The organism is Mesorhizobium sp. P2_H9 (assembly GCF_056403215.1).
Window position 1 is genome coordinate 35,082 of sequence record NZ_JBFUFX010000021.1, and the last position, 25,756, is coordinate 60,837.

The following is a 25,756-nucleotide window of genomic DNA, read 5'->3' on the forward strand; positions in this document are numbered from 1 at the left end:
ACGACACACACGACGCTTCGATCGTCAGCGCTTCATCGGGCTGCGCGCTTCGCCGTCGCGCCAGTCGCCGCTTGCCCACATATGATCGAAGGCGGTGCGGTAGTCCGGAAAGCGAAAGCGATAGCCCGCCGCCTTGATCGCCGTATTGGCGACCCGCTTGTTCTCGCCATAGAAGGACCGCGCCATGGGCGAAAGTTGGGCGGTCTCGAACGGAATTTCCGGCGGTGGTGCGACACCCATCAACGAAGCGGCATAGGTGACGACATCCTGCGGCGGCGCCGGCTCGTCATCGGTGACGTTGAAGATGCCACCTCTATTGCTCTCCGCCAGATGCCAGAGCGCGCCGGCAATGTCGTCGCAATGGATGCGGTTGAACACCTGGCCGGGCTTGACCAGCCGCCGCGCGGTGCCGTTGTCCAGATTGACCAGCGCATTGCGGCCTGGTCCGTAAATGCCGGACAGCCGCAAGATCGCCACCGGCCGGCCGATATCCTGGCCGAGTTTCAACCAATCCTGTTCTGCCGCGACCCGCATCACCGACCGTTTCGACACCGGCCGGCATGCGGCGCTTTCGTCCACCCAGCCACCGCCATGATCGCCATAGACGCCGACGGTGGACAAATAACCGATCCATGCGAGGGCCGGCATATCAGCCGCGATCCTTGCGCGCGCGGCAGTCAGCACCGGGTCACCGGCCTCTTCCGGCGCCACCGAGATGATCAGATGCGTCGTTGTCTTCAGCGCGTCGCTGATCTCCGGTGTCAGCGCTCCATCGAAAAGCAGAGGCTCGATGCCGGTCTGCCGCAGCGCCGCGAATTTTTCAGTCGAGCGCGTCGTGCCGAAAATCTTGTTGTCATTGGCGTTGCCTCGGGCAAAAGCCTTGCCTGAATAGCCGGCGCCGAAAATGAGGATCTGCTTTTCGCTCATACATGCGTCTCGATTGGAGGGGGCAACGCCAGAAGCCATTCGTTTCGCACGGCTTCTTCGCTTTCTGTTTTCATCGCAGCGGCGGCACGGTCGGCAAATTCGCTCTCAGGCACAAGTCGCGCCAGCGCCCATACCGCAACACCCCGCACCAGCGGCGAGGCATCGCCAAGCAGCGCTCTCACGGAGTCGACGAGCGAAAAATCGCCGGAATTGCCGGCGGCGATCAGCACATTGCGGACAAAGCGGTCGCGGCCGATGCGTTTTATCGGTGAACCCGAGAAGAAAGACCGGAACGCCGCGTCGTCGAGGCTAAGCAGCTCGCCGAGCGGCGGTTCGCGCAAATCCGCGCGTGCGGCAAGCTTGGCCTCGGAAGCCGTTTTGGCAAACTTGTTCCACGGGCAGGCGGCAAGGCAGTCGTCGCAGCCATAGATGCGGTTGCCGATCTTTTCGCGGAATTCGTGCGGGATCGGCCCCTTGTTCTCGATGGTGAGATAGGAAATGCAGCGCCGCGCATCGAGCCGGTAGGGTGCCGGAAAGGCGTCGGTCGGGCAGGCGTCGAGGCAGGCGCGGCAGGAGCCGCAATGGTCGATCTCCGCCCGGTCGGGCTCGAGTTCGGCCGTGGTAAAAATGGTGCCGAGGAACAGCCAGGAGCCATGCTCGCGGCTGACCAGATTGGTGTGCTTGCCTTGCCAGCCGAGCCCGGCGGCTTCGGCCAGCGGCTTTTCCATCACCGGCGCGGTGTCGACGAACACTTTCACGTCGCCGCCGGCACGCGCCACGATCTTGCCGGCGATTTCCTTCAGCCGGCCTTTCATCACCTCGTGATAGTCGCGGTTCTGCGCATAGACGGAGATGGCGCCGCGGTGGCGCCGGGCTTGCAGCGCGCGCGGGTCGTGGTCCGGACCATAATTCATGGCCAGCACCACAATGGACCGAACCTCAGGCCAAAGTACCGTCGGTTCGCCCCGGCGCTCAAGCGTCTCGGCGATCCAGCCCATCGAGCCATGAAAACCGTCGGCGACGAATTCGGCGAGCCGCGCGGGCGCCAGCGGAATCGCGCCGGGCGTGGTGACGGCAACCGCATCGAAACCGGCGCGCCGCGCTTCACGGTCGATCAGCGCGCGCAGGGTTTCGCTCTTAGAAGTCGAGGTCCGCATAATGCGACACCGGTGACAGGCCGCGCACCCGGTCGGACAGAAGCGGCCGGAACGACGGTCGCGATTTGACCCGCGTGTACCATTCGCGCGCCGCGGTGTGTTCGCGCCAGTCGATCTCGCCGAGATAATCCAGCACCGACAGCGTTGCAGCCGCCGCGAGGTCGGCATAGGTCACCCTTGAGCCGGCCAGCCAGTGGCGGGTGCCGGCCAGCCAGTTGGTGTATTTCATGTGCTGGCGGATGTTGGCGCGCGCAGCACGGATCGCCGCCGAATCGGGCGAGCCGCCGCCCGCCGTCTCCGGCATGACCGGCTTCAGCACGCGTTCGCGTACCAGATGCCTTGTCACTTCGCCTTCGGCCTTGGTGAGATACCAGTCGGTCAGACGGCGGATTTCGGCGCGCTCCATCGGGTCTTCAGCAAACAGCCGCTTGTCGCGCTTCAACACGCCGCGCGTCTCGTCGAGATATTCGGCAATCACCATGGCGCCGACGATCGGCACGTCGCCTTCGGCCAACAGGATCGGCAAGGTTCCGGCCGGGTTCAGCGCCAAAAACTCCTTGCGCCGCGTCCACGGCTTTTCCTCGATCAGCGCCAGCTCCTCGCCATACTCGCCGAAGGCGAGGCGAACGAAGCGGCAGGTGGCGAACATCGGGTGGTGGAAAAGCGTCAGCATGGTCCCGCGATAATAAGGCGCACTGGCGAATCGCCGGCGGCGCCGGTAAGTCTTGGCCGCCCGGATTCCGGGCCGTCAGGGTGTTGCGACCTATAGGGGGACTTCCGCGCCGTGACAAGCAAGCCCTTTCGCAAGCCGTTTTCTCAAGCGCTCACGTCAATGCCGAGGTTGCCATGGAAAGCCAGACCATCGTCGAAGCCCTGTTGCTCGGCCTGCTGGAGGGGCTGACCGAGTTCATTCCGGTCTCCTCGACCGGTCATATCCTGCTAGCCGGCCATTTTCTCGGCTTCCACTCGACCGGCAAGGCTTTTGAGATCCTGATCCAGCTCGGCGCCATCCTGGCCATCCTCAGCGTCTATTTCCGCCGCCTGTGGCAGATGCTGATCGACCTGCCGCATGACCGGCTGACGCGGCATTTCGTCATCGGCATCCTCATCGCCTTCCTGCCGGCGGCACTCATCGGCGCGCTGGCGCATGATTTCATCAAGACGGTGCTGTTCGAATCGCCGAGGCTGATCTGCATCATGCTGATCATCGGCGGCGTCATCCTGCTGGCGGTCGATCGCATGAACCTCAAGCCGGTCTACCGCGACGTCGAGCGCTTTCCGACGCGGCTCTATCTGCAGATCGGCCTGTTCCAGTGCCTGTCGCTGATCCCCGGGACGTCGCGTTCCGGCTCGACCATCGTCGGCGCGCTGCTTCTCGGCGTCGACAAGCGTGCGGCGGCGGAGTTCTCCTTCTTCCTCGCCATCCCGACCATGGTCGGCGCCTTCGCCTTCGACCTGTTCAAGAACCGCAATGTGCTCAGCACCGCTGACCTGCCGATCATCGCCATCGGTTTCGTCGCCGCCTTCATCACCGCACTGATCGTCGTCCGCTTCCTGCTCGACTACGTCTCGCGCAACGGCTACTCGCTGTTCGGCTGGTGGCGGCTGGTGGTTGGCATAGTCGGGCTGGCGGCGCTGTTCGTCTGGGGGTGAGGAGTGGTCCGCAGCCTCCGCGACTTCGTCATCCACGGGCGGAGCAAGGAGCGTAGCGACGCGGCGCAGACCCGAGGATCCATGCCGTGAAGTCGACCGAAGAACGTGGTCGGGATAGCTCTCGTCAGGCACCCTGCTTGATCCTCCAGATTTTCCACCGCAGAAGCGCACATAGGTCGCGGCATGGATCCCAGGGTCTCCGCGACGTCGCTCCGCTCCTGCTTCGCCCTAGGATGACGAAGGAAGGGTGCCGACCTCAGCTAATCCCTCCCATAAAACACATTCTCGACATGCACCGGCCAGCGCCAGGGCAGCACCGCCACCATGTCGAAACGCATCGACAGTTTTCCATAATCCCGCTGCCGCATCAGCCAGAGATCGGCCGCACCCTCGATGCGGCGCTCCGATTCGTGGGCAATGGCTTCCATGGCCTCGATCAGCGAGCGCCGCGCCTTGACCTCGACGAACAGCACCAGATTGCCGCGCCGCGCGATCAGGTCGATTTCGCCGAGCTTGGTGCGATAGCGGCGGGCCAATATCCGATAGCCTTTCAGCATCAAAGCCGCTGCCGCCAGCCATTCGCCGCGATGGCCGCGCCGATAGGCCTTTTGACGGCTGGCGCTTGGGCGCTCAGCCACCGCCGCTTTCTCCGCCGCCGTCCTTCAGCTCGAGCAGCCGCCGGTAGAGCGCCTGTTTCTGACCGCCGGTCATCTTCGCCGCTTCCGCCGCTGCCTTTGAGGCCGGCATCTCGGCGGCGAGCGACAGCAGCAGCCGGTCGATATCGGCGGGTTGGTCGGCCTTGGCCTCAGCGGGCCCGACGCAGATGACGATCTCGCCCTTCGGCGTGTCGGCCGCCGCATAGTGGTCGGCCAGCATTTGCAATGTGCCGGTGCGCATTTCCTCAAAGGTCTTGGTCAGCTCGCGGCCGATCGCGGCTTTCCGCTCGCCGCCCAGCACGTCCACCATGGCGACCAGCGTCTCGGCCAGCCGGCGCGGCGATTCGAAGAAGATCAGCGTCGCCGGCACTGCCTTGAACGTCTCCAGCTTGGTCAGCCGCTGTCCGGTTTTGACGGGCAAAAAACCGGCAAACAGGAAGGCGTCGGACGGCAGGCCGGACGCCGTCAGTGCGGCAAGCGGTGCCGACGGGCCGGGGATCGGCACGACGCGAATGCCGTGGTCGATGGCTTCGCCGACCAGCCGGTAGCCGGGATCGGAGATCAGCGGCGTGCCGGCGTCGGAGATCAACGCCACGCTCTGCCCGGCCTGCAGGGCCGCGATCAGTTTTGGCCCGGCCTCGCCGGCATTGTGCTCGTGATAGGCTGACGTGCGGCGGCGAATGCCATAGCGGTCGAGCAGCACGCGCGAAACCCGGGTGTCCTCGCAGGCGACGACGTCGGCGGCGGCCAGCGTTTCCAGCGCGCGCAGCGTGATGTCGGAGAGATTGCCGATCGGCGTCGCCACCAGATAGAGCGCCGGCTGCAGCGGCCGGACCGATATCTCGGTCTGCCCGATCACATAGCTGCGTTTTGCCGTATCACCGGTCACCAGTGCCCCTGATATTTCGAATGCGTTTACCCTGTTTGGCACGGAGCAGGCGCGGTTGCAAAACGTGACCGCGATGTAATGTGGCCGCCATGCCTTTGCCACAGTGGGGAACGAAACCAAGCCCGGCGAATTTACCCCCTGAGTCTCTGAGGAGGAGGACAGGATGGACAGCCTGAAGATCCAGGACGTTTTCGAGCCCTACTATGCCGGCCGCAAGCGCTTTGCCGCGCCGAAGGACAGCGTGCCGAGCGAAAAAGGCAACAGACAGTCGCAAAAGCCTGTCCCGCGCGCGCCGGCAGCGGAGATCAGGCTTTCCGACAACGAACCCGACAGCACGACGGAGCACTGACCGGACGATGCCCAATCGCTTCGATATTTTCATCACCCGTCTTGAAACGAAAACCACCAGGGAAGGCGTCCCGCCGCATCCTATTGCCGACCAGCATATCCGCCGCGACAAGGGCACTGCCAAGCAGGTCCGGCCTGGGGAGGCGCTTGCCGAAAAAGACCGCACCAAACGCCGCCACAAACACGACGCCTAGGCGCCATATGCACGGAATGGCGGTTCTAGAACGCCTTAGCCCAGATACCTGGACACCCGTGCCTTCAGCAGATCAATCAGCTCCAGATCCATGAATTCGTAGTCGTCGGGGATGTCGAGGCAGATCACCCGGGCCTTGCTCAGGCTGTCCCTAAATCTCTTCTGCAGTTTGGTGCGGTGCGCCTTCTCCATGACGAAGATGATGTCGGCCCACGCCACCAGCTCATGCGTCAGCGGCGTGTCGGCATCGTGGTTTGTTCCCGCCGATGCGACCTCGATATCCTGGCGCTTGGAAAACACCTGCTCGGCAGTCGGGCTGCGCAAGCGGTTCTGGCTGCAGACGAAGAGCACGTTTTTCAAAGGGGTTATCTCGCCAGATCCGCCACCACGGCGTCGAGCACGATCATGCCGGCGGCCGTGGCGCGCAGCCGGGCGTTGCCGATCGGCGCCACCAGCCCTTCGTCCTGCAGTACCGTCAGCCGCGCCGTCGACAGGCTGCGTCCGGAAAACGCTTCGTAGCGCGACAGGTCGATGCCTTCGGCGAGCCGCAAGCCCATCAACAGGAACTCGTCGGCCTCCTCCGAACGGGTCAGGATTTCGCCACCGGTGACGCCATGAGCCTTGGCCTCGACCAGATTGGCCCAGGTCTCCGGCATTCTCTCGGCGATCGTGACTGTGCGGCGGCCGTTTTCGATGAAGCGGCCATGCGCGCCGGGGCCGACGCCGACATATTCGCCATAGCGCCAATAGGTGAGGTTGTGCCGGCTTTCCGCGCCTGGCCGGGCGTGGTTGGAGATCTCATAGGCCGGCAGCCCGTGCGCCGCGGTGATTTCCTGCGTCAGCGCATAGAGGTCGGCGGCGTGGTCATTGTCGGGAATGGCAAACTTCTTTGCCGCATGCAGCGCGTGGAACGGCGTGCCTTCCTCGATCGTCAGCTGATAGAGCGACAGATGGTCGGCGGCGTGGCCGATCGCCTGTTCGAGCTCCAATGCCCAAGCCTCTGGCGTCTGGCCGGGCCGCGCATAGATCAGGTCGAACGACAGCCGCGGAAAGATTTCGCGCGCCAGCCCGATCGCATGCAGCGCCTCATCGACATTGTGCAAGCGGCCGAGAAAACGCAAATCCTTGTCGTTCAGCGCCTGCACGCCGAGCGACACCCGGTTGACGCCGGCCGCGCGATAGCCGCGAAAGCGCTCCGCCTCGACCGAGGACGGATTGGCTTCCAGCGTCACCTCGATGCCATCGGGCACCGTCCAGTTTTTGGCCACCGCGTCCAGCACCGCCGCCACCGTTTCCGGTTTCATCAGTGACGGCGTGCCGCCGCCGAGAAAAATGCTGGTGACGTCGCGCGGTCCGGTGCGTTCGCGCATGGTCTTGAGCTCGGTCTCGAAGGCGCGGGCAAAACGCTCCTGGTCGACGGGCTGGTGGCGGACATGGCTGTTGAAGTCGCAATAGGGGCACTTGGCCGCACAGAACGGCCAATGGATGTAGACGCCGAAGCCGGGGCTGCGGTCGAGGGGCATGGTCATGCCGGACCCAATCATTCCGAACCAAGTCGCGCTTGGGCGAATTTCTGGAAGGCGCGGGCGCGGTGCGACAATGCGGTCGGCTGGCCGGGCTTCCAGCCGTGTTTTTCCTCGGCACTCATCTCGCCAAAAGTCTTGTCGAAACCATTGGGCAAAAACACCGGGTCGTAGCCGAAGCCGAGCTCGCCGCGCGGCGGCCACACCAGCGTTCCCTCGGCCTCGCCGCGATAGTACTCGGCATCGCCGTCGGGAAAGGCCAGGCAAATGACGGCGACGAAGCGGCCCTTGCGCTGTTCCGGCAGAGCCGCGCCGACTTCCTGCAGCGCCACTTCGGTGCGCTGCATGGCCATGCCGAAGTCGCGCGAACCATCCGGCGTCTCGGCCCAATTGGCGGTGTAGACGCCGGGCGCGCCGTCGAGCGCATCGACGCACAGGCCGGAATCGTCCGACAGCGCCGGCAGGCCGGTCGCCTTGGCCGCGGCCAGCGCCTTGATGTAGGCGTTTTCCTCAAACGTGGTGCCGGTCTCGTCCGGCTCCGGCAGGCCATAGTCCTTGGCCGATTTCGCTTCGAAGCCGAACGGCCCCATCAGATCGGCGAATTCGCGCAATTTGCCGGCATTATGGCTGGCAACGACGATCTTCTTGCCATCGAGAGAATGCATCAAAGGCCCCAGATTCTTGGCTCGGCGAATTCGATCGAGTTGCCCGAGGGGTCGCGAATATAGATCGAGCGGCCGCCTTGCGGCCATTCGAACTCACTTTCGATGGCGATCTTTTTCGCCTCGAGATGCGCCTTCCAGCGGGCGATCTCGGCAGCGCTTGCCGCAAAGCAGAGGTGGCCGTCGCCAACCGTGCCGTGCGGCGGCACCTTCAGCCGCGCATCGGGCGCCGGCGGGACTTTCGTCGCCTCGGCATTGAAGACCAGCAGCACGCCGGAACCGCAGCGGAAGAAAATGTGCCTGCCGTCGACCTTGCCGAGCAGATCGAGGCCGAGGATGTCGGTGTAGAACGCTTCGGCCGCCGCCAGATCGGTGACGTAGAGGGCTGATTCCAGGATGGCGGCGGGGGTCATCGTGAAGCCGAAGGTTACGCCACAGCCATCTGCTGCAGGCTGACCAGCCGCTGGATGCCTTTCTTGGCCAAGCCCATCAGCGCCGCGAACTGATCCTCGGAAAAAGGCTCGCCCTCGGCCGTGCCCTGGATCTCGACGATGCCGCCCTTGCCGGTCATGACGAAATTGGCGTCGGTACCGGCCGAGGAATCCTCGACATAATCGAGGTCGATGACCGGCTGGCCGTCATGGATGCCGCAGGAGATCGCCGCGACATGATCCTTCAGCACCTTGGCGACGCTGGCCATCTGCCGGGCTTCCATCCAGCGCAGGCAGTCGTAGAGCGCCACCCAGCCGCCGGTGATCGAAGCGGTGCGGGTGCCGCCGTCGGCCTGGATGACATCGCAGTCGACGGTGATCTGCTGTTCGCCCAGCGCCTGCAGGTCGACCACGGCGCGCAAAGAGCGGCCGATCAGACGCTGGATTTCCAGCGTGCGGCCGCCTTGCTTGCCGGCGGACGCCTCGCGGCGCATGCGCTCGCCGGTCGAGCGTGGCAGCATGCCGTATTCGGCCGTCACCCAGCCCTTGCCGGAGTTGCGCATCCAGCCCGGCACCTTCTCCTCAAGGCTCGCCGTACACAGCACATGCGTGTCGCCGAACTTCACCAGGCACGAGCCTTCGGCGTGCTTGGAGACGCCGCGCTCGAAGGAGATGGCGCGCATTTCGTCGAATTGGCGTTTGGAAGGGCGCATTCAGGCTGTTTTCCTATGTTTTTCGGAATCGTGGCCGGCTTGTAACCGCATGGGGCCCATGGCGCAAAGGAAAATGGCCGACACAGGCGCCGGGCGACCTGACACAGGCGCCGGGCGACCTGACACAGGCGCCGGGCGACCTGACACAGGCGCCGGGTGATCTGGCACAGACACCGAGTGATCTGAGACACAGACACCGGGTTGCGCGGGCGCCGGTGAAGTCTATATCCTTTAGCCGGAGGTTTTTGGCTCGAATGACCAAGGCAGTTGCCGAACCCAGTTTGCTGTCGCCCGCGCTGCAGTCGCTTGATATGCGCTCGCGCGATATTTTTCGGCGCATCGTCGATTCCTATCTGAAGGACGGCGAACCTGTGGGCTCGCGCAGCCTGTCGCGCATCCTGCCATCGTCGCTGTCGCCGGCCACCATCCGCAATGTGATGAGCGACCTCGAGCATCTCGGCCTGATCTACGCTCCGCACATTTCCGCCGGTCGCTTGCCGACCCAGGCCGGGCTGCGGTTTTTCGTCGATGCTTTCATGGAACTGGGCGATCTCTCCGACGAGGAGCGCCGCACCATCGAGGCGCAGGTGCGCGCCTCCGGCTCGGGCGCGACGCTGGAACACATGCTGACCGAAGCCAGCCAGATGCTGTCCGGCATGTCGCGCGGCGCCGGCCTGGTGCTGACCGCCAAGAACGAAGTGGCGCTCAAGCATATCGAATTCATCCAGCTCGAGCCGACCAAGGCGCTGGCCGTGCTGGTGTCGCAGAACGGCGACGTCGAAAACCGTGTCATCGACCTGCCCGCCGGCGTCACCGTCTCGCAGTTGCATGAAGCCTCCAACTTCCTCAACGCCCACATCCGCGGCCGCACGCTGGCCGAGGCGCGGGTCGAGATCGCCCGCGTCAAGGAAGAGACCAAGGCGGCGCTCGACACGCTGTCGCAGGATCTGGTCGAGAAAGGCCTAGCGGTCTGGGCCGGCGCCGACAGCGGCCTGCCGGCGCGGCTCATCGTCCGCGGCCGCGCCAACCTGCTCGAAAATGTCACCGCCCACGCCGAGATCGAGCTGCTGCGGCATCTGTTCGAGGACATGGAGACGCAGGACGGGCTGATCCAGCTGCTCGACCTCGCCGAAGAAGGCTCCGGCGTGCGCATCTTCATCGGCTCGGAAAACAAGCTGTTTTCGCTGTCGGGTTCGTCGCTGGTCGTCGCGCCCTATCGCGACAAGGACGCCCGCGTCATCGGCGCGCTCGGCGTCATCGGCCCAACCCGGCTGAACTACGCCCGCATCGTGCCAATGGTCGACTATACGGCGCAGCTGATATCGCGCATGCTCCGTTGAGGTGTATTGATATTCAGGTGAGGTCGGCCTGACCTGAATATCAAGTTGCCTCATGGCAAGGCTGCGCAAGGAGAAAAACAATGGCTTTCGAAGAGATCAAGGCGCAGATCAGCCTGCTGCTCGAAGAGATGGTCAACCAGCCGGAGGATCAGCATGAGGTGCAGGAACAGCTGCGCGAGAAGCTGAGGGAAATGCGGGCCATGGGCCTGCCGCTGCCGGCCGATCTCGTCGAGCTGGAAAAGCGCCTCGACGACGATTTCTACGCCGCCGGAAACTGAGTCTCGATCCCTTCAACACCCCGTGTGATGCGGAACGACCGACGAGCCCACCCGTTTCGCCGTGTCGAGGTGAAGCCATGGAGTTCAGCATGATGCGATTTGCCGGTCCGACGGCTATTTCCGCCGCCTTGTTTTTCGCCATGGCGGCATTTGCCCAAGCGGATCAGCCGCTGCTGAAAGGCGAAGCCGCCTTTGGCGACTGGAGGGACGACAGGCCGGGCGTGCGGCGCCTGATCCTGCCTGAGGATCTGCAGGCGCCCTTCCTTACCGAATCCGCATCCAATGGCGCCGGCCTGGCGGACCGGCCGGAAGGCGCCAGGCCGCAGATGCCGCCGGGTTTTTCGGCCGAGATGATCGCCTCAGGCATCGCCAGCCCGCGCGTCGTGCGCGTCGCGCCCAATGGCGACCTCTTCGTCGCCGACAGCAGGGCCAACCAGATCCGCGTCTATCGTCTCACGCAGGGCAGCGCCAAACCCGCCGAGGAGGCGATCTTCGCCAACGGCCTCACCCAGCCCTATGGCATCGCCTTCTATCCCAAGGGAGACAGTCCGCAATGGGTCTATGTCGCCAACAGCAACAGCGTCGTTCGCTTTGCCTATCGCGACGGCGACCTCAAGGCTTCCGGCCAGCCGGAAACCGTCGTAGCCAACATTCCCTCGAGCCACCACTGGACCCGCGACATCGCCTTCTCGCCTGATGGCAAGACGCTCTATCTCTCGGTCGGCTCCGGTTCGAACGTCGCCGAGGGCATGGGCAAGCGGCCCAAGGGCGGCCTCGACGCCTGGGCCAAGTCAATGCCGCTGGGTGCGGCCTGGGGCGCCGAGGATGGTCGCGCCGATGTGCTGGCCTTCGATCCCGACGGCAAGAATGGCCGCATCGTCGCCACCGGCCTGCGCAATTGTTCGGGCATGACCGTGCAGCCGGCCACCGGCGCGCTCTGGTGTGTGGTCAATGAGCGCGACGCGCTCGGCGACAATGTGCCGTTCGAATACGCAACCACCGTCAAGGATGGTGCCTTCTACGGTTGGCCCTGGTACTATATCGGCAACAATGAGGATCCGCGCCACAAGGGCGAACGCACCGACCTCGCCGGCAAGGCCACCATCCCCGATGTGCTGATCCAGGCCCATTCGGCGCCGCTCAACATCGCCTTCTATACTGGCGGGAATTTTCCGCCCGACTATCAGGGCGATGCCTTCGTCGCCCTGCACGGCTCGTGGAATCGCGGCATCCGCACCGGCTACAAGGTGGTCAGGTTGCGGTTCAAGGACGGCAAGCCGACCGGCGAGTATGAGGATTTCATCACCGGCTTCGTCATCTCCGACGACGAGGTCTGGGGCCGCCCGGTCGGCGTGGCGGTGGCAAAGGATGGCGCGCTGATCGTCACCGAAGACGGCAGCGGCACCATCTGGCGCATCACCCATGGCGGCTCCTGACCCACTGGTGCAATCGAATCCGGCCTTGAGGGAATTCACCCTCACCCGGCTTTGCGCTAAAGCTGTCGCATGACCCTTACCGGATTCCTCGCCTACAGCGCCGCTCTCGGCATCGCCGCCGCCATTCCCGGCCCCGGCGTCACAGCACTTGTGGCGCGGGCGCTCGGCTCCGGCTTTCGTTCGTCGCTGGCGATGTCGTTTGGGCTGATGCTCGGCGACGTCACCTATCTCACCGCCGTGGTGCTCGGCCTCGCCTTCGTCGCCCAGACTTTTGGCATGGTCTTCCTGGCCATCAAATGGCTCGGCGTTGCCTATCTGGCCTTCCTCGGCTGGCGCTTCTGGACCAGCGGCATCACACCCGAAACGGTCGAGGCGAAAAAGGGCAAGGGCGGACTGCTGTCCAGCTTCATCGCCGGCCTCACCGTCACGCTTGGCAATCCGAAGACGATGATCTTCTACCTCGCCATCACGCCGACCATCGTCGACCTGAAGACCATCACGCTCGTCGACTACGGCATCCTGGTCGCGCTCACCGTCGTCGTGCTGCTGGTGGTGCTGGTGCCTTATCTGGCGCTGGCGGCAAAGGCGCGCTGGTTCCTTAAGTCGCCGCGCGCGCTGAAAGCCCTGAACCGCACCGCCGCCGGCTTCATGGTCGGCGCGGCGGCAGCGATTGCCGCTCGCCAATAGGCGCGTTTCGGCCAAGCCATTCCAGAATCGGCTCGTTTCAGGAAACCGTTTTCCGATGCCGGGGTGCTTTAAGCACAGGCTCCACTCGGATATTTCCGGTCGACAGCTTATCTTGCCGGCCATACCCTGACGCCTAGAGTCCACTTGCCTGAAATCCTGGGAGCGAAACCAATGAACAAGCCCGTCACCTCAGCGCGCGTGCCCGGTCGCGGCCGCATCTACAATTCGATCACAGAGACGATCGGCGACACACCGCTGGTGCGGCTCGACAAGTTCGCCAGGGAAAAGGGCGTCGTCGCCAATCTTCTGGCCAAGCTCGAATTCTTCAACCCCATCGCCTCGGTCAAGGACCGCATCGGCGTGGCGATGATCGAAGCGCTCGAGGCGTCCGGCAGGATTACGCCCGGCAAGACCACGCTGGTCGAGCCGACCTCCGGCAACACCGGCATCGCGCTCGCCTTTGCCGCTGCCGCCAAGGGCTACAAGCTGATATTGACCATGCCTGAGACCATGTCGGTAGAGCGCCGCAAGATGCTGGCGCTGCTCGGCGCCGAACTGGTGCTGACCGAGGGTCCGAAAGGCATGAAGGGCGCCATCGCCAAGGCCGACGAACTGGCCGCGACGCTGCCCGACGCCGTCATCCCGCAGCAGTTCGAAAATCCCGCCAATCCGGAGATACACCGCACCACGACGGCCGAGGAAATCTGGAACGACACCCATGGCGAGGTCGACATTTTCGTCGCCGGCATCGGCACCGGTGGCACCATCACCGGCGTTGGCCAGGTGCTTAAGAAGCGCAAACCGTCGGTCCATGTCGTCGCTGTCGAGCCTGAGGCGTCGCCAGTGCTGTCCGGCGGCCAGCCCGGCCCGCACAAGATCCAGGGCATCGGCGCCGGCTTCGCGCCAAAAATCCTCGACACGACGATCTATGACGAGATCGTCAGGGTCTCGAACGAGGATTCGGTCGCCAATGCCCGCCTCGTCGCCCGCCTCGAGGGCGTGCCGGTCGGCATCTCGTCGGGCGCCGCCCTGCAGGCAGCCATCGTCGTCGGCTCGCGACCGGAGAACAAGGGCAAGAACCTGGTGGTGATCATCCCATCCTTCGCCGAACGCTATCTGTCGACGATTCTGTTTGAAGGGCTTGGCTCGTAGGTTTCGCTGGACCGCCGAAAAAACCCTCCGTGGCCGCTGCCGCTCGCTTGAGCGGGACGCGGCTTGCGTGTCCAATGGCCGCCGGCCTGCTTTGCGCAGGCCGGCGGAGGACTTCATGTACAAACTCTATACGCGCCCCAACAGCGGCGGCTTCGTCGTCGAGGCAGCCCTTGCGCTGGCCGGAGTGCCGTTCGACCAGATCGACGTCCCGAAGCCGCCGGACCCGACCTTTCTCGACATCAGTCCGTTGAACCAGGTTCCGGTGCTGACCTTGCCGGACGGCAACTCGATCACCGAGTCGGCGGCCATGTGCATCCTGCTTGCCGAGCGTCACCCGGAGGCGGATCTGGCGCCAGCAATCGGTTCACCTGCTCGCGCCGATTTCCTGCGCTGGATGACCTTCATGTCGTCGGTCATTTACCCGGCCGCCCTAAGGTTCTTCTACGCGCATCGCTACACGGCCGACCCCGGCGGCGTGGAAGCCGTCAAGGAGGCGGCGGTTGCCGAGATGGATCGCGACTTTGCCATTGTCGACGCCGCCCTCGAAAACCGCGAGTGGCTGGTCGGCGACCGGCTCTCGCTGGCCGACATCTATCTCGTCATGCTGGTCGCCTGGCATCCCGAGGTCGAGAAAGTTCGAACCGCCTGGCCGAACATCGAACGCCTGTGGGCCGGGTTGCGCCAGCATCCGGTGATGCGGAAGCTGAACGCCTCGCATGACATGTGGCCGGCCTGAACGAATTGCTGGCAGCGAAGCGACGTTTCCCGGCGCTCAATTCTTCAGCGCGGCGCGCTTTGCCTGCAGGAACCGGCGCACGGCCGGGTCGCGTTCGAGGCCGATCGCCCGGTCATAGGCCTCGCTGGCCTGCGGTATGTTGCCGAGCCTGGCCAGCAGACCGGCGCGGGCCGCCCAATAGGGCTGGTAGTCGTCAAGCCGCTTGTCGTCACCCAGCACGTAAAGCGCCGCCAGCCCTGCCGCAGCACCTTCGGCCTCGGCAATCGCCACCGCGCGGTTGATCGACACCACGGGCGAACCGGCAATTACCGACAAGGCATCATAAAGCTCCCGGATCGCCACCCAGTCGGTCCGGCCGGTCAGCCGCCGAGTCGTGTGGGCGGATTGCACGGCCGCCTCGAGCTGATAGCGGCCGATGACGCCTTTGCCGGCGGCGTGTCTGAGCAAGGCCTCCGCCTCGTCGATCAGGGCATCATCCCACAGCGCAAGATCCTGCTCGGCCAGTGGCACGTAGTCCCCGGCGGCGTTGCGCCGCGCCGCACGCCGCGCTTCGGCAAACAGCATCAGCGCCAGCAGCCCCAGTGCCTCCGGTTCGTCAGGCATCAGCGAGGCGACCAGCCGGCCGAGCCAGATGCCTTCGGTGGCAAGGTTGCGCCCTCGCGTTTCTGTGCCGGCGGGGTCCGACCAGCCTTCGGCAAAGGCGGCGTAGATCGCCTCCAGCACCGTGTCCAGCCGCTCGCCAAGCTCTTCCCGCTCCGGCACGCGGAACGGAATGCCGGTCTCGCGGATACGCGACTTGGCGCGCACCAGGCGCTGGCTCATCGTCGCCGGCGACACCAGGAAAGCGGAAGCGATCGTTGCGGCGTCGAAGCCCAGAACCGTCTGCAGGATCAGCGGCGCCCGCACGCCAGCCTCGATCGCCGGATGTGCGCAGGCAAACATCAGCCGAAGCCGCTCGTCAGGCAGGTCTTCGTCGGTCATGCGCGCCTCCATTTCCTCGGCGATCAGCTTGAGGTGATCGCGCCCGGCCTCGCTGGTCAGCTGGCGCCTGACCGCATCGACGCTGCGCCGCCGCGCCACCGCCAGCAGCCAGGCCTCAGGCTTTTCGGGCACCCCGGTTTGCGGCCAGCGTTCCAGGGCTGCGGCAAAGGCATCGGCCAGCGCGTCTTCGGCGCCGGCCACGTCGCGCGTGCGCGCGGCGAGATAGGCAACCAGCTTGCCGTAGCTCTGCCGGGCAGCAGCTTCCGCCGCCGCCCGTGCAGTGTCTGGTCTACCGGCTGTCACGCAGTGTATGCTGGCATGTATTCTGCCATCGGCCAGATCGGCCGCACTTCCATGGTGCCGGTGCTGGCACCGGGACAGCGCGCCGCCCAAGAGATCGCCGCGTCCATGTCAGCCACCTCGATCAGATAGTAGCCGCCGAGCTGCTCCTTGGTGTCGGCATAGGGACCGTCGATCACGTTGGTCTTGCCGCTGGCCACCCGCACGGTGGTAGCGATCTTCGTCGGTTTCAACCGTTCCCCGGCCAGGAACACGCCGGCCTTCTTCATCGCTTCGGTATAGGCGCTATAGGCGGCGCTCATCTGGATGGCCGCATCCTTGGGCGCGGCTGCCATTGCGGCTTCGTTGGAATAGATAAGAAGCAGGTACTGCATGGTCATCTCCCGTGGTTACAGGGCCGCATCGGTGCGGGCCGAACGTATGTCGCGCGGCCACGCCCGATTTCGACAGGCGCTCCAAAAATCTTCGTCCCTGGCGGCGCGTTGCGCAAGCACACAAGCTTGCCGATGGCGCTAATTGCCCAGCACTACGGTCTCCTGGGGCTGTCTGGAGCCTTGCGAGACGGACGGCTCCAGCCAACCACGGTAGCGCACGATCATGCCGGTGAGCGGATGCGAAATCTCGACATGGAAGCGGAAGTGGCCGTCTTCCACGGCCTCGTAGGATGTCGAGCGCGGGCACAGAAACATCGGCAGCGGCAGGCCGAAAAGGCTCCAGCGGCGCAGGACGAGTGACAGCTGCCCTTCCTCGGCCACTAGCGCCATGGCGAAACTCAGCGGCCCGAAACGTTCGCACAGCAGCCGCTGCGACCGGCCACGGCCTTCGAACTGGCGGCTTGAAAAGCGGTGCTCGCCAAAGGTCCGCGTCCAGGTCTCCTCGCCCTTGTCGGCTTCGAAATCGACACGCACGGGGGTGTCGGCGCTCGCCTCGGGAAAGCCGACCATCCAGGCCGATAGCCGGCTAAGGATGCTGCGCCCGCGCTCGACGCTGGCGCGTCCTTGCGCCGCAATAGCGTGGTCGTGCATGGCGCGGATCTCTCTTGGCAGGCTTTGCCAGGCGTCGCCGAGCAAGGCGGCATAGAGCGGCTTTTCCTTGTCGGCAGTATCGTCCCTGAAGCCGGTGTAAATCGTCTTGCTGGCAAAGAGCGCTTCGTAGTCTTCAAGTTCCAAATCGTACACGGCCGCCCGCGCGCCTGGCGCCGGCCTGTCTCCGTCCAGCGTCTTTCGGACCAGCGCCTCGACCGCCATCGCCGGGATCAGCGGCCCGTCATCGCCTTCCGCCAAAAGATGCCATAAGCGTTTGACTGCGGCACCCGACCGGTCCGTCCCTTCCACTGCGACAAACATGCCGCCGCGATGCTCACCCCAGCGCAGCCGGTTCGTCGCAAGATGCATCAGCGGGGCGAGCGGCGACAGCGAGCGGACCAGTCCAATGCGCACCAGCCACGCCAGCGCGATCAACGCGCGATGCAGCAGCTCTGGAACCGGCCCGGCGCCCATCCAGATGGTTTTCGCCTCAGGCCACAGTTCTGCCAGCGCCCGCAGGTCCGGCACGTCGACCAGCGAGAACAGCGTGTTGTGCAGCGGTACACGGCCGGGAGGCGCGATCGTGGTGCGAAGCTGTTCGGTCAGCGGATGGCCTTGGCGCTTCTGGCCGTCGCGCACGAGCTGGACCGGCTGGCCGGCATAGCCCGCAATGGCGCGGATGACGTTTTCGCCGACGCCGGCATAGGGCGACGGCGCAATGCCGCCGCGAATGCTGTCGATGCGCGTCATCTCTGACGACAGGCGGCGCACCACCGCTGCCGTCAGCACCGGAAAACTGGAAACGCCGGACAGCACGAACAGGCCAGCCACTTTCGCCGCCACGTCGAAGCCGGAAACGCCGGCGACGAAATCCGAACCGTCGGCGAGATCGAGGTAGTTTACGCCGTTACCGATGCAGGCCTCGATCAGCCGGTAGCGCCCCTCGCCATAGGCCTGGAACGGACCGCTGGCGTCGACGACGATGTCGGGCCGCAGCGACGCCAGTTGCGCATCGAGGTCGCCATTGCGATCGAACTGGGTGGGAGCGAGGTGAGCAACGGCATGGCGCCGGTTCCTGCAAAAGGCCTCGGCCTTGGCAAGCGAGCGCCCGGCGACATACAGCGTCAGCCGTGGTTCGTTTTCCAGCAATTCGACGATGCGGCCGCCAAAGATGCCATAGCCACCGACGACAAGAATATTCATCGCGGCTCACCCAGGGCTCGCATCCTAGCCAATCAACCGTCCCCTCAGCTCGCCCGACGGGATCTCGCAACTGTCCTTCTCGCCGAACAGCGCATAGCGGTTCCTGGCGATGCGGTTGTAAAGCCAGTTGCGAAGCGGGCGCGGCAGCAGGAGCAAGACCCTTGCTGCCCGCCACGGCCAGCCCAGCTCAGTCATCACGGCGACGAGACTCTCGAGGCGCATGAAGGCCGCACCGTCGATGAGGACGAGGTTGGTCTCGTAGCTGTCGGTACGCAGCCCGTATTTTCGGAACAGCGCCTCGCCGAAGGGCGACTGCGCTGTGGCGAAGCGGAAGCGGTTCTTGCGGTCGAGCTTCACCACCATGCGCACGAAGCCGGAGCACAAAACGCAGACGCCGTCGAAAACGATCAACGGCTGGCTGGCATCGAAGACTTCTGAGGGATGGTCGATGGTCACGTGCAACCCGGCAGCTTATGTCCTAGGACACTAAGCCTGCCGGCGGCGGCGTTAAAGCCTCGGCGTTGTCGCACGTCGTCTGTCGGCCAGCACAGGGTGCTCGGCACGATAGGTGGTTGCGCGGTGGTTTGCGCCCGGTCTGCAGATCCGGCTGTTATGACGGGTCTCGAACGTCATGATCAGTGCGCGCTGACGCCGAGCGAGTTGCCGCGACGTGCGCAGGCCGGGCCGGGGCCGCGCATGTAATAGCGCTCGGGCCGATAGCTCGGCGCGACGAATTCGCGGATGGCGGCGGCATAGCCGGCAATGTGATGCCAGAAGTTCATTTTCTTTGGTCCCTGTCCCGATTTCGGATGTCCCTTCCGAATTACGGGCATCATAGCGTCGATGCGTGAATAGTCGGTGAACACGATGTTAATCTCTGGTCGAAAAGGCCCTGGTTCGTGGCCGGAATGCGGCTGATTCGGGGTCTTTCGGTGCAGTTCGTCGGCATTTCGCCCAATGTGACTTTTGCATCACATATGTTTCGCCTGAATGTCGCTTGCGCGCGGTTCTGTTTCAACAATCGCCGAAGCCACGAAATTTCCTTGCGCAACGCCCGCCGGCGCCATGGTCCTGACAGGCCTGCCGCCGGAACCGGATTGGGCTTTGCCCGTTCTCGCTTCAAACGCACCACGCAGGGAGTTTGTCATGGCGCCTCGTCCAGCCTGGAAAGGCTATCTGAAGCTGTCGCTGGTCACCTGCGCCATCGAGCTGACCAATGTCGTCACCCACACGGAAAAGGTCTCGTTCCGGGTGCTCAACCGCAAGACCGGCAACATTGTCAAACGCATCTATGTCGACGCCCAAACCGGCAAGCCGCTGGGCGACGGCGACGAGATCAAGGGCTATGAGGTCAGCGATGGCGACTTCGTCCACGTCGAAGAAGACGAGATCGAGGCGGTGCAGATCGAATCCTCGCACACGATGAGCCTCGACGGCTTCGTCGACAAAGCCTCGATCCAGCAGATCTATCTCGACACGCCCTACTATGTGGCGCCGGCCGACAAGGTGTCGGAGGAAGCCTTTGCCGTCATTCGCGATGCCATGGCGGGCAAGAAGATGGCGGGGCTCGCCCGCATCGTTCTTTACAGCCGCGAACGTCCTGTTGTGATCGAGCCGCTGGGCAAGGGCATGGTGCTGACCACGCTGCGCTACGACAACACCGTGCGCCAGCCGGATACTGTCTTCGGCGACATCAAGGCGGTGAAGACCGATCAGGAGATGACCGATCTCGCCGAGCTCATCATCGACAAGAAGAAGGCCAGTTTCGATCCGTCGAAATTCGACGACAAATACGAGGACGCCCTGCTTGAACTGATCCGCGCCAAGAAAGCCGGCAAGAAGGCGCCGGCGGCGCAGGCCGCGCCAAAACCCTCCAACGTCGTCAATCTGTTCGATGCGCTGAAGCAGAGCCTTTCTTCGGATGGCGGTTTAAAGGCTTCCGCGTCGGCAAAAGCCAAGGCGCCGGCGAAGGGTGCGAAGGCGAAAGCCGCCGCCGCCAAGCGTAAATCGGCCTGAGGATTGGAGAGATGGCCGGCCTCGAACAGTATCATTCCAAGCGCGATTTCAAGAAGACCGCCGAGCCGGCCGGCAAGGTATCGCGCAGCGGCAAGGGCAAGGCCGGCGGCATCTTCGTCATCCACAAGCATGACGCGACAAGACTGCACTACGATCTTCGCCTCGAGCATGACGGCGTGCTGTGGAGCTGGGCGGTCACGCGCGGCCCGAGCCTCGACCCGCACGAGAAGCGGCTGGCCGTGCATGTCGAGGACCATCCGATCGACTATGCGCCGTTCGAAGGAACCATTCCCAAGGGCGAGTATGGCGGCGGCACGGTCATCGTCTGGGACGAGGGCGCCTGGACGCCCGAGATCGATCCGGCCAAGGCCATGCAGAAAGGCCATATCAGCTTCGAGCTGCACGGCCACAAATTGCATGGCCTCTGGCATCTGGTCAGATTGAAACCCCGCGCGGGCGAAAAGCGCGACAACTGGCTGCTGATCAAGTCCGACGATGCCGCCGCCCGCCCCGGCGAAGACATCCTCGAGGAAGCCCCGAAATCGGTGAAGTCGGGCCTGACGATCGAGGAGGTCGGCGCAGGCAAGACCGCCAAGGGCAGGACGCCAAAAGTCTGGCATTCCAACAAGCCGGCCGCCGGAAAGGCGATGGCTGGTGCGACAAAGCGGCTCGACTTCATCGAGCCGCAGCTTGCCACGCTGGAAAGAGATGCACCGGCCGGAAAGGACTGGCTGCACGAGGTGAAATTCGACGGCTACCGCATGCAGGCGCAGCTTGCCGGCACTGAGGTGCGGCTGCTGACGCGCACCGGCCTCGACTGGACGGAGAAATTCGGCGGCGAGATCGTTGCGGAACTCGGGCGGTTGAAATGCACCGAAGCCATTATCGACGGCGAGATCGTCGTGCTGGCAGACAATGGCGTCTCGTCCTTTTCGCTGCTGCAACAGGACCTGTCGGCGAGCCGCACCAATCGCTTCATCTACTATGTCTTCGACCTCATGCGTCTCGACGGGCAAGATCTGCGCAGCGAGCCGCTGGTCGAGCGCAAACAGGCGCTGCAGGACCTGCTCGGCAAACAGTCGGACGATTCGGCAGTCCGCTTCAGCGACCACTTCGCCGAACCCGGCAAGATCATGCTGCAGCACGCCTGTCGCATGGGGCTGGAAGGCATCGTCTCCAAGCGCGCCGACGCAGCCTATCGCAGCGGTCGCGGCCCGGCCTGGGTCAAGTCGAAATGCACGGCGCGCCAGGAATTCGTCATCGGCGGCTATCTGCCGTCGGAAAAGACCAGGCGCGGGCTGCGCTCGCTGCTGGTCGGCTATTTCGAGGCCGGCAAGCTGCACTATGCCGGCCGCGTCGGCACCGGCTTTTCGGCCAGGATGGCCACCGATCTGAAGAAAAGACTCGATGCTTTGAAAGCAGACGCTTCACCCTTCGCCGCCGCCGTGCCGAAGGGCAAGGGACTGGTCTGGGTCAAGCCCGAATTGGTGGGCGAAGTGGAGTTTCGCAGCTGGACCTCCGACCGTATAATACGCCATGCATCGTTCCAGGGATTGCGCGAAGACAAGCCGGCGGAGGAAGTCGTGCAGGAAAAACCGAAGGCTCCGACGGGCGCGAGCAAGGCAAAGCCGGCTTCGACGAAATCCGCCGGGACGGTACAAACCGTCGTCAAATTGTCCCATCCGGACAAGCTTTTGTGGCCCGAGGAAAAGATCTCGAAGCAGGGCCTGCTCGAGCACTACGCGCTGGTCTGGCCGCGCATGCAGCAATTCGTCGTCAACCGGCCGCTCAGCCTGGTGCGGGCGCCGGACGGCATCGGCGGTCCGCGCTTCTTCCAGAAGCACGCTTCAGCCGGCATGCATGAAAAGATTGCCAGGATGAAGGACCCGACGGACGGCGAGGAGATCTTGTTCATCCGCGACTTCGACGGCCTCGCCGCTCTGGTCCAGAACGGCGTCGTCGAGATCCACATCTGGGGCTGCACCATCGACGAGCTGGAAAAGCCCGACCAGATCGTCTTCGATCTCGATCCCGACGAGGGCGTCGACGCCAAGGCGGTGCGCGAGGCAGCGCTCGACATCCGCGGCAAGCTCGATGATTTGTCGATGCCCAACCTCGTCAAGACATCGGGCGGCAAGGGCTACCATGTCGTCGTGCCGCTAAAACCGTCGGCCGATTGGGAGGAGGTAAAAACCTTCGCCCATGATTTCGCCCGCGCGCTGGAGCAGGCGGCACCGGATCGCTACACGGCGACGCTGTCGAAGAAGGCGCGCACCGGAAAGATCTTCGTCGACTATCTGCGCAACGGTCGCGGTTCGACCACGGTCGCGCCCTATTCGTCGCGCGCCAAGAAGGGCGCCACCGTGTCGATGCCGGTGACCTGGGCGGAAATCGAAGCCGGGCTGGCGCCGAACGCCTTTCCGATCGGCGACAAGACGACGCTGAAGCAATTATCGAAAGCCGATCCGTGGGCGGATTTCTTCAAGCTGGGGAAGGTGTTGAAGCGGAGCTGAGCCCCATGACTTCGTCATCCTATGGTCTGCGCCGCGTCGCTTCGCTCCTTGCTCCGCCCGTGGATGACGAAGTTCAGTTCACCCCAAAAACACTTTCTCGAATGCCTGCTTGCCCACCGGCGAGAACACCACGGCGCGGCTGTCCTTCTCGCGCCGCGCCCATTTTTCCGAGATGATCTTGTCGAGGATGGCGGCGCCCAGCGTGCCGGCCAGATGCGAGCGCCGCACGCTCCAGTCGAGGCAGGCGCGGCATACCGGTCGTCGCGGCTTGGTGTAGACGTCGATGCCGATGGCGGCGAAATGCGAAGCGGCCGCCGGGCCGAGCCGGATCTCCTTGTCCTCGCGCAGCAGGATGTGTTTGTCGACGAGACGGTCCAGCATTGCCACCGCTTGTTCGCCGGCAAGATGATCGTAGCAGACCCGCGCCACCCGCATCGCCGCATCGCGCGGTCCCGGCCGCACGCGCTGCGGCCCGACCGAAGCGGCGACGCCGGTGATGGCCTCGATCATGCCCGCCACTTGCGGGCCGGCGAGGCCGTAGTAGCGATGCCGTCCCTGGCTTGCCACTGTCAGCAGCCCGCCCTCCAGCAGTTTGCCCAGATGCGAACTGGCGGTGGGCAGTGACACGCCGGCCTCCATCGCCAGTTCGCTCGCCGTCAGCGCCGTCCCGCCCATCAGCGCATTCAGCATGTTTGCCCGCGCCGGATCGCCGACCAGGCTGGCGATGCGCGCGATGTCGGGTCCTTCACGCATAGTTCGTCCCTCATCGAAGCATTCTTGTCAGATAACCACTATTCTCCAGTGAGATCAAGGAGACGACGATGACCACAACAGCCGCTTCGACCTCCGCACCTGTCGCCCGCCTGCCGTTCCCGTTCTTCGCCTTGCACCGGCTGCGCTTGCGGCTTCTGGCCCGCTGGTACGACCGCCATCGGCAGCGTCTCGACCTCGCCGAGATCGACGATCATTTGTTGCGCGACCTTGGTTTGACGCCTGAAGACGTCCGCCGCGAATGCGCGAAATCCTTCTGGCAGACATGACCAGCAAGGGAATTGCCTAGCACGTCGATCCACACAACGTTTCGATCCGGCTCGAACTGTCCGCGCAAGAAATATCCAACCGTCAAGGAGACAAAAATGGCCATCACCTGTTTCATCCGCTACGAGATCGACCCGTTCGGCAAGGCGGCGTTCGAGGAGTATGCCCGCAACTGGGGCCAGGCCATCCCGCGCTGCGGCGCCGATCTGATCGGCTACTACGCGCCGCATGAGGGTTCGGCCACCACGGCCTATGCGATGTACAACATCGACAGCCTTGCCGCCTACGAAGCCTACCGCGCCCGGCTCGCCGCCGATCCGGCCGGCAAGGCGAATTACGAGTTCGCCAGGCGGGAAAAATTCATTCTGAAGGAGGATCGCATCTTCCTGAAGCACGTGTCCGGGCCGCACGCGCCGCTGGTGAAGATATGATCGCGGTCATCTTCGAGGTCGAGCCGGCGGCGGGCAAGCGCGATGCCTATCTCGGCATCGCCGCGCAGCTGCGCCAGCTGCTCGATGACATCGACGGCTTTGTCTCGATCGAACGCTTCCAGAGCCTGGCCGACCCGAACCGCGTCCTGTCGCTATCGTTCTGGCGCGACGAGGAGGCGGTGAAGGCTTGGCGCAACACCGAGAAGCACCGGCAGGCGCAGCAAGCCGGCCGCGGTGGCATCTTTGCCGGCTATCGACTACGCATCGCGCATGTCGTGCGCGATTATGGGCTGACGGAAAGGGCCGAGGCGCCGGCGGATAGCCGGGTGGTCAACGGCTAAGCATTCCCGATCAGCACGCCGGCCGCAAACACCAGCGCGCCGCCCAGCACCACCTGGAAGGCGGCGCGCAGGAACGGCGTCTGCATGTAGCGGTTCTGCACGAAGGCGATGGTCCACAGTTCGAAGAACACCACCACCGCTGCCACCGCCGTCGCTGTCCAGAATTGCGGGATGAGATAGGGCAGCGCGTGGCCTAGGCCGCCCAGCGTGGTCATGATGCCGACTGTCAGCCCGCGCTTCAGTGGCGAACCGCGCCCGGACAATTTGCCGTCGTCGGACGCGACTTCGGTGAAGCCCATCGAGATGCCGGCGCCGATCGAGGCCGCGAGACCGACCAGAAGCGTCTGCCAGGTATCATGTGTGGCGAAGGCGGCGGCGAAGATCGGCGCCAGCGTCGACACCGAGCCGTCCATCAGCCCGGCCAGCCCCGGCTGCACATAGGTCAGGATGAACTGGCGCTGCTCGGCCGCCGCCTCCTCATCCTTCACTGCGCCCGGCACATGCTGCTGTTCGAGCTGGTGTGCCGAGCTCTCATGGCCCTGTTCGGCCGCCGCCAGATCGCCGAGCAGCTTTCTGGTCGAGGCATCGGTGGTGCGCTTGGCCGCCTCGACGTAGAACAGATAGGCTTGCCGCTCCATCACCTCGGCCTGCTGGCGCACATGCTCGATGCCGAGCGGGCGGACCAGCCAGTCCGCCTTGCGTTCGTAATAGCCCTTCACATGATCGCGGCGGATCAGCGGAATGCGCTCGCCGAAACGCTTGCGGAAAAGCTCGATCAGCGCGTCGCGATGGCCGTCCTCTTCCTCCGCCATCGCCTCGAACACTTTGGCCGATTGCGGAAAGTCTTCCGCCAGCCCGTCGGCATAGGCGCGATAGATGCGCCCGTCATCTTCCTCGGACGAGATGGCGAGCGCCAGGATCTCCTGTTCCGAGAGCGATTCGAAGGAACGGCGGCCAAAGCCGAAAACACGCGAAAGCATGACAAATTCACCCTAGTTTAGAATTATTCTAAACTAGAGTTTGGAGTACTCTGGGTCAACCGAGCGCGTCGCTCGGCGGTCAAAATTATTTGAACCGGAAATCCGGCGGGCGCCTCTTCGTTATCGGTGAATGTTCGCCTATATAAC

The 25,756-nt window shown here is 64.2% G+C and carries 32 protein-coding genes; 14 read left to right on the top strand and 18 right to left on the bottom strand.

What is annotated here, in order from left to right:
• Window positions 1-24: 24 nt before the first annotated feature.
• The 3 genes from AC1DXN_RS29240 to AC1DXN_RS29250 are packed head-to-tail and all read right to left on the bottom strand — an operon-like array spanning window position 25 to window position 2,757.
• Window positions 25-927, bottom strand: coding sequence for an SDR family oxidoreductase (locus AC1DXN_RS29240; RefSeq protein WP_477240226.1), 903 nt, complete (start codon window positions 925-927; stop codon window positions 25-27).
• Window positions 924-2,084, bottom strand: a complete 1,161-nt coding sequence (gene queG / locus AC1DXN_RS29245; RefSeq protein ID WP_477270105.1) for a tRNA epoxyqueuosine(34) reductase QueG — start codon at window positions 2,082-2,084, stop codon at window positions 924-926. Before queG ends, AC1DXN_RS29240 begins: the two co-directional genes overlap by 4 nt.
• On the bottom strand, window positions 2,065-2,757 hold the full coding sequence (locus AC1DXN_RS29250; RefSeq protein ID WP_477240230.1) for a glutathione S-transferase family protein: 693 nt from the start codon (window positions 2,755-2,757) through the stop codon (window positions 2,065-2,067). Before AC1DXN_RS29250 ends, queG begins: the two co-directional genes overlap by 20 nt.
• Window positions 2,758-2,930: 173 nt before the next feature.
• Between AC1DXN_RS29250 and AC1DXN_RS29255 the strand changes: the two genes are divergently transcribed.
• Window positions 2,931-3,737, top strand: a complete 807-nt coding sequence (locus AC1DXN_RS29255) for an undecaprenyl-diphosphate phosphatase (protein ID WP_477270103.1) — start codon at window positions 2,931-2,933, stop codon at window positions 3,735-3,737.
• 260 nt (window positions 3,738-3,997) lie between these two features.
• Here AC1DXN_RS29255 and AC1DXN_RS29260 read toward each other — a convergent pair whose 3' ends face one another.
• A complete protein-coding gene (locus AC1DXN_RS29260; protein ID WP_477270101.1) occupies window positions 3,998-4,375 on the bottom strand; it encodes a YraN family protein in 378 nt (125 codons plus the stop codon).
• On the bottom strand, window positions 4,368-5,282 hold the full coding sequence (gene rsmI, locus AC1DXN_RS29265) for a 16S rRNA (cytidine(1402)-2'-O)-methyltransferase (protein WP_477270099.1): 915 nt from the start codon (window positions 5,280-5,282) through the stop codon (window positions 4,368-4,370). The genes AC1DXN_RS29260 and rsmI overlap by 8 nt, the downstream gene beginning before the upstream one ends.
• 163 nt (window positions 5,283-5,445) lie before the next feature.
• On the opposite strand from rsmI, the gene AC1DXN_RS29270 reads away from it, so the two are divergent.
• Window positions 5,446-5,631 (top strand): hypothetical protein, encoded by a 186-nt coding sequence (locus AC1DXN_RS29270; protein WP_477240238.1) that lies wholly within the window; start codon window positions 5,446-5,448, stop codon window positions 5,629-5,631.
• A gap of 7 nt (window positions 5,632-5,638) precedes the next feature.
• The gene (locus AC1DXN_RS29275) at window positions 5,639-5,824 is read left to right on the top strand and encodes a hypothetical protein (protein WP_477240240.1); all 186 of its coding nucleotides are present in this window, start codon (window positions 5,639-5,641) and stop codon (window positions 5,822-5,824) included.
• A 35-nt stretch (window positions 5,825-5,859) separates the two neighbouring features.
• Here AC1DXN_RS29275 and AC1DXN_RS29280 read toward each other — a convergent pair whose 3' ends face one another.
• From AC1DXN_RS29280 to rph, 5 genes are read right to left on the bottom strand one after another with little or no spacing between them, the layout of a single operon-like run.
• Window positions 5,860-6,183 (bottom strand): low molecular weight protein tyrosine phosphatase family protein, encoded by a 324-nt coding sequence (locus tag AC1DXN_RS29280; RefSeq protein ID WP_477240242.1) that lies wholly within the window; start codon window positions 6,181-6,183, stop codon window positions 5,860-5,862.
• A gap of 5 nt (window positions 6,184-6,188) precedes the next feature.
• The gene (hemW, locus tag AC1DXN_RS29285) at window positions 6,189-7,352 is read right to left on the bottom strand and encodes a radical SAM family heme chaperone HemW (RefSeq protein ID WP_477270097.1); all 1,164 of its coding nucleotides are present in this window, start codon (window positions 7,350-7,352) and stop codon (window positions 6,189-6,191) included.
• 11 nt (window positions 7,353-7,363) lie between these two features.
• Complete coding sequence (gene rdgB, locus AC1DXN_RS29290) at window positions 7,364-8,011, bottom strand: RdgB/HAM1 family non-canonical purine NTP pyrophosphatase (protein WP_477240246.1); 648 nt, start codon at window positions 8,009-8,011, stop codon at window positions 7,364-7,366.
• A complete protein-coding gene (locus tag AC1DXN_RS29295) occupies window positions 8,011-8,421 on the bottom strand; it encodes a VOC family protein (RefSeq protein ID WP_477240248.1) in 411 nt (136 codons plus the stop codon). Before AC1DXN_RS29295 ends, rdgB begins: the two co-directional genes overlap by 1 nt.
• Before the next feature lie 14 nt (window positions 8,422-8,435).
• Window positions 8,436-9,152 (bottom strand): ribonuclease PH, encoded by a 717-nt coding sequence (gene rph / locus AC1DXN_RS29300; RefSeq protein WP_477240250.1) that lies wholly within the window; start codon window positions 9,150-9,152, stop codon window positions 8,436-8,438.
• Window positions 9,153-9,406: 254 nt separating this feature from the next.
• Between rph and hrcA the strand changes: the two genes are divergently transcribed.
• The 6 genes from hrcA to AC1DXN_RS29330 all read left to right on the top strand — a co-directional run bounded on the left by hrcA (window position 9,407) and on the right by AC1DXN_RS29330 (window position 14,781).
• Window positions 9,407-10,492 carry a heat-inducible transcriptional repressor HrcA gene (hrcA, locus tag AC1DXN_RS29305; RefSeq protein WP_477270095.1) on the top strand — a complete coding sequence of 362 codons (1,086 nt, stop codon included), beginning with the start codon at window positions 9,407-9,409 and terminating at the stop codon, window positions 10,490-10,492.
• A gap of 80 nt (window positions 10,493-10,572) precedes the next feature.
• Window positions 10,573-10,770 (top strand): hypothetical protein, encoded by a 198-nt coding sequence (locus AC1DXN_RS29310; RefSeq protein WP_477270093.1) that lies wholly within the window; start codon window positions 10,573-10,575, stop codon window positions 10,768-10,770.
• Window positions 10,771-10,859: 89 nt separating this feature from the next.
• Window positions 10,860-12,206, top strand: coding sequence for a PQQ-dependent sugar dehydrogenase (locus AC1DXN_RS29315; protein WP_477270091.1), 1,347 nt, complete (start codon window positions 10,860-10,862; stop codon window positions 12,204-12,206).
• Between the two features lie 69 nt (window positions 12,207-12,275).
• Window positions 12,276-12,893 (top strand): LysE family translocator, encoded by a 618-nt coding sequence (locus AC1DXN_RS29320; RefSeq protein ID WP_477270089.1) that lies wholly within the window; start codon window positions 12,276-12,278, stop codon window positions 12,891-12,893.
• Window positions 12,894-13,064: 171 nt separating this feature from the next.
• Window positions 13,065-14,045, top strand: coding sequence for a cysteine synthase A (cysK, locus tag AC1DXN_RS29325; protein ID WP_477270087.1), 981 nt, complete (start codon window positions 13,065-13,067; stop codon window positions 14,043-14,045).
• Window positions 14,046-14,160: 115 nt separating this feature from the next.
• On the top strand, window positions 14,161-14,781 hold the full coding sequence (locus AC1DXN_RS29330) for a glutathione S-transferase family protein (protein WP_477270085.1): 621 nt from the start codon (window positions 14,161-14,163) through the stop codon (window positions 14,779-14,781).
• 36 nt (window positions 14,782-14,817) lie between these two features.
• On the opposite strand, the gene AC1DXN_RS29335 is transcribed toward AC1DXN_RS29330, so the two are convergent.
• The 6 genes from AC1DXN_RS29335 to AC1DXN_RS29360 all read right to left on the bottom strand — a co-directional run bounded on the left by AC1DXN_RS29335 (window position 14,818) and on the right by AC1DXN_RS29360 (window position 19,438).
• Window positions 14,818-16,065, bottom strand: coding sequence for an RNA polymerase sigma factor (locus AC1DXN_RS29335; RefSeq protein ID WP_477270083.1), 1,248 nt, complete (start codon window positions 16,063-16,065; stop codon window positions 14,818-14,820).
• A complete protein-coding gene (locus tag AC1DXN_RS29340) occupies window positions 16,062-16,436 on the bottom strand; it encodes a YciI family protein (RefSeq protein ID WP_477270081.1) in 375 nt (124 codons plus the stop codon). Before AC1DXN_RS29340 ends, AC1DXN_RS29335 begins: the two co-directional genes overlap by 4 nt.
• Before the next feature lie 138 nt (window positions 16,437-16,574).
• On the bottom strand, window positions 16,575-18,290 hold the full coding sequence (locus AC1DXN_RS29345) for a DUF4166 domain-containing protein (protein WP_477270079.1): 1,716 nt from the start codon (window positions 18,288-18,290) through the stop codon (window positions 16,575-16,577).
• 24 nt (window positions 18,291-18,314) lie between these two features.
• The gene (locus AC1DXN_RS29350; protein ID WP_477270077.1) at window positions 18,315-18,746 is read right to left on the bottom strand and encodes a thiol-disulfide oxidoreductase DCC family protein; all 432 of its coding nucleotides are present in this window, start codon (window positions 18,744-18,746) and stop codon (window positions 18,315-18,317) included.
• Window positions 18,747-18,925: 179 nt separating this feature from the next.
• Window positions 18,926-19,072 carry a hypothetical protein gene (locus AC1DXN_RS29355; RefSeq protein ID WP_477240272.1) on the bottom strand — a complete coding sequence of 49 codons (147 nt, stop codon included), beginning with the start codon at window positions 19,070-19,072 and terminating at the stop codon, window positions 18,926-18,928.
• 189 nt (window positions 19,073-19,261) lie between these two features.
• The gene (locus AC1DXN_RS29360; protein ID WP_477270076.1) at window positions 19,262-19,438 is read right to left on the bottom strand and encodes a hypothetical protein; all 177 of its coding nucleotides are present in this window, start codon (window positions 19,436-19,438) and stop codon (window positions 19,262-19,264) included.
• Between AC1DXN_RS29360 and ku the strand changes: the two genes are divergently transcribed.
• Window positions 19,437-20,306, top strand: coding sequence for a non-homologous end joining protein Ku (ku, locus tag AC1DXN_RS29365; RefSeq protein WP_477270074.1), 870 nt, complete (start codon window positions 19,437-19,439; stop codon window positions 20,304-20,306). The two genes, AC1DXN_RS29360 and ku, sit on opposite strands and share 2 nt — an antisense overlap.
• Window positions 20,307-20,317: 11 nt before the next feature.
• A complete protein-coding gene (ligD, locus tag AC1DXN_RS29370) occupies window positions 20,318-22,819 on the top strand; it encodes a DNA ligase D (protein ID WP_477270072.1) in 2,502 nt (833 codons plus the stop codon).
• A 78-nt stretch (window positions 22,820-22,897) separates the two neighbouring features.
• Here the strand turns inward: ligD and AC1DXN_RS29375 are convergent, their stop codons facing one another.
• Window positions 22,898-23,572 carry an ArsR/SmtB family transcription factor gene (locus tag AC1DXN_RS29375; protein ID WP_477240281.1) on the bottom strand — a complete coding sequence of 225 codons (675 nt, stop codon included), beginning with the start codon at window positions 23,570-23,572 and terminating at the stop codon, window positions 22,898-22,900.
• 68 nt (window positions 23,573-23,640) lie between these two features.
• Between AC1DXN_RS29375 and AC1DXN_RS29380 the strand changes: the two genes are divergently transcribed.
• From AC1DXN_RS29380 to AC1DXN_RS29390, 3 genes are all read left to right on the top strand, one after another.
• Entirely contained in the window at window positions 23,641-23,859 is a 219-nt protein-coding gene (locus AC1DXN_RS29380; protein WP_477240283.1) for a DUF1127 domain-containing protein, read from the top strand.
• Window positions 23,860-23,955: 96 nt separating this feature from the next.
• The gene (locus AC1DXN_RS29385; RefSeq protein ID WP_477270071.1) at window positions 23,956-24,288 is read left to right on the top strand and encodes an NIPSNAP family protein; all 333 of its coding nucleotides are present in this window, start codon (window positions 23,956-23,958) and stop codon (window positions 24,286-24,288) included.
• Window positions 24,285-24,629, top strand: a complete 345-nt coding sequence (locus tag AC1DXN_RS29390; RefSeq protein WP_477270069.1) for an antibiotic biosynthesis monooxygenase family protein — start codon at window positions 24,285-24,287, stop codon at window positions 24,627-24,629. The genes AC1DXN_RS29385 and AC1DXN_RS29390 overlap by 4 nt, the downstream gene beginning before the upstream one ends.
• Here AC1DXN_RS29390 and mbfA read toward each other — a convergent pair.
• Window positions 24,626-25,609, bottom strand: coding sequence for an iron exporter MbfA (gene mbfA, locus AC1DXN_RS29395; protein WP_477270067.1), 984 nt, complete (start codon window positions 25,607-25,609; stop codon window positions 24,626-24,628). The two genes, AC1DXN_RS29390 and mbfA, sit on opposite strands and share 4 nt — an antisense overlap.
• Window positions 25,610-25,756: the final 147 nt, after the last annotated feature.

Excerpts from the sequence above, each read along its gene's own strand:
- ligD (WP_477270072.1), top strand. The coding sequence starts at position 20,318 with ATGGCCGGCCTCGAACAGTATCATTCCAAGCGCGATTTCAAGAAGACC.
- queG (WP_477270105.1), bottom strand. The coding sequence starts at position 2,084 with ATGCGGACCTCGACTTCTAAGAGCGAAACCCTGCGCGCGCTGATCGAC.
- AC1DXN_RS29360 (WP_477270076.1), bottom strand. The coding sequence starts at position 19,438 with ATGACAAACTCCCTGCGTGGTGCGTTTGAAGCGAGAACGGGCAAAGCC.
- AC1DXN_RS29355 (WP_477240272.1), bottom strand. The coding sequence starts at position 19,072 with ATGAACTTCTGGCATCACATTGCCGGCTATGCCGCCGCCATCCGCGAA.
- rdgB (WP_477240246.1), bottom strand. The coding sequence starts at position 8,011 with ATGCATTCTCTCGATGGCAAGAAGATCGTCGTTGCCAGCCATAATGCC.
- AC1DXN_RS29380 (WP_477240283.1), top strand. The coding sequence starts at position 23,641 with ATGACCACAACAGCCGCTTCGACCTCCGCACCTGTCGCCCGCCTGCCG.
- AC1DXN_RS29320 (WP_477270089.1), top strand. The coding sequence starts at position 12,276 with ATGACCCTTACCGGATTCCTCGCCTACAGCGCCGCTCTCGGCATCGCC.
- cysK (WP_477270087.1), top strand. The coding sequence starts at position 13,065 with ATGAACAAGCCCGTCACCTCAGCGCGCGTGCCCGGTCGCGGCCGCATC.
- hemW (WP_477270097.1), bottom strand. The coding sequence starts at position 7,352 with ATGACCATGCCCCTCGACCGCAGCCCCGGCTTCGGCGTCTACATCCAT.
- ku (WP_477270074.1), top strand. The coding sequence starts at position 19,437 with ATGGCGCCTCGTCCAGCCTGGAAAGGCTATCTGAAGCTGTCGCTGGTC.
- AC1DXN_RS29375 (WP_477240281.1), bottom strand. The coding sequence starts at position 23,572 with ATGCGTGAAGGACCCGACATCGCGCGCATCGCCAGCCTGGTCGGCGAT.
- rph (WP_477240250.1), bottom strand. The coding sequence starts at position 9,152 with ATGCGCCCTTCCAAACGCCAATTCGACGAAATGCGCGCCATCTCCTTC.
- AC1DXN_RS29390 (WP_477270069.1), top strand. The coding sequence starts at position 24,285 with ATGATCGCGGTCATCTTCGAGGTCGAGCCGGCGGCGGGCAAGCGCGAT.
- AC1DXN_RS29310 (WP_477270093.1), top strand. The coding sequence starts at position 10,573 with ATGGCTTTCGAAGAGATCAAGGCGCAGATCAGCCTGCTGCTCGAAGAG.
- AC1DXN_RS29340 (WP_477270081.1), bottom strand. The coding sequence starts at position 16,436 with ATGCAGTACCTGCTTCTTATCTATTCCAACGAAGCCGCAATGGCAGCC.
- mbfA (WP_477270067.1), bottom strand. The coding sequence starts at position 25,609 with ATGCTTTCGCGTGTTTTCGGCTTTGGCCGCCGTTCCTTCGAATCGCTC.
- AC1DXN_RS29315 (WP_477270091.1), top strand. The coding sequence starts at position 10,860 with ATGATGCGATTTGCCGGTCCGACGGCTATTTCCGCCGCCTTGTTTTTC.
- hrcA (WP_477270095.1), top strand. The coding sequence starts at position 9,407 with ATGACCAAGGCAGTTGCCGAACCCAGTTTGCTGTCGCCCGCGCTGCAG.
- AC1DXN_RS29345 (WP_477270079.1), bottom strand. The coding sequence starts at position 18,290 with ATGAATATTCTTGTCGTCGGTGGCTATGGCATCTTTGGCGGCCGCATC.
- AC1DXN_RS29275 (WP_477240240.1), top strand. The coding sequence starts at position 5,639 with ATGCCCAATCGCTTCGATATTTTCATCACCCGTCTTGAAACGAAAACC.
- AC1DXN_RS29295 (WP_477240248.1), bottom strand. The coding sequence starts at position 8,421 with ATGACCCCCGCCGCCATCCTGGAATCAGCCCTCTACGTCACCGATCTG.
- AC1DXN_RS29270 (WP_477240238.1), top strand. The coding sequence starts at position 5,446 with ATGGACAGCCTGAAGATCCAGGACGTTTTCGAGCCCTACTATGCCGGC.
- AC1DXN_RS29250 (WP_477240230.1), bottom strand. The coding sequence starts at position 2,757 with ATGCTGACGCTTTTCCACCACCCGATGTTCGCCACCTGCCGCTTCGTT.
- AC1DXN_RS29255 (WP_477270103.1), top strand. The coding sequence starts at position 2,931 with ATGGAAAGCCAGACCATCGTCGAAGCCCTGTTGCTCGGCCTGCTGGAG.
- AC1DXN_RS29330 (WP_477270085.1), top strand. The coding sequence starts at position 14,161 with ATGTACAAACTCTATACGCGCCCCAACAGCGGCGGCTTCGTCGTCGAG.
- AC1DXN_RS29385 (WP_477270071.1), top strand. The coding sequence starts at position 23,956 with ATGGCCATCACCTGTTTCATCCGCTACGAGATCGACCCGTTCGGCAAG.
- AC1DXN_RS29240 (WP_477240226.1), bottom strand. The coding sequence starts at position 927 with ATGAGCGAAAAGCAGATCCTCATTTTCGGCGCCGGCTATTCAGGCAAG.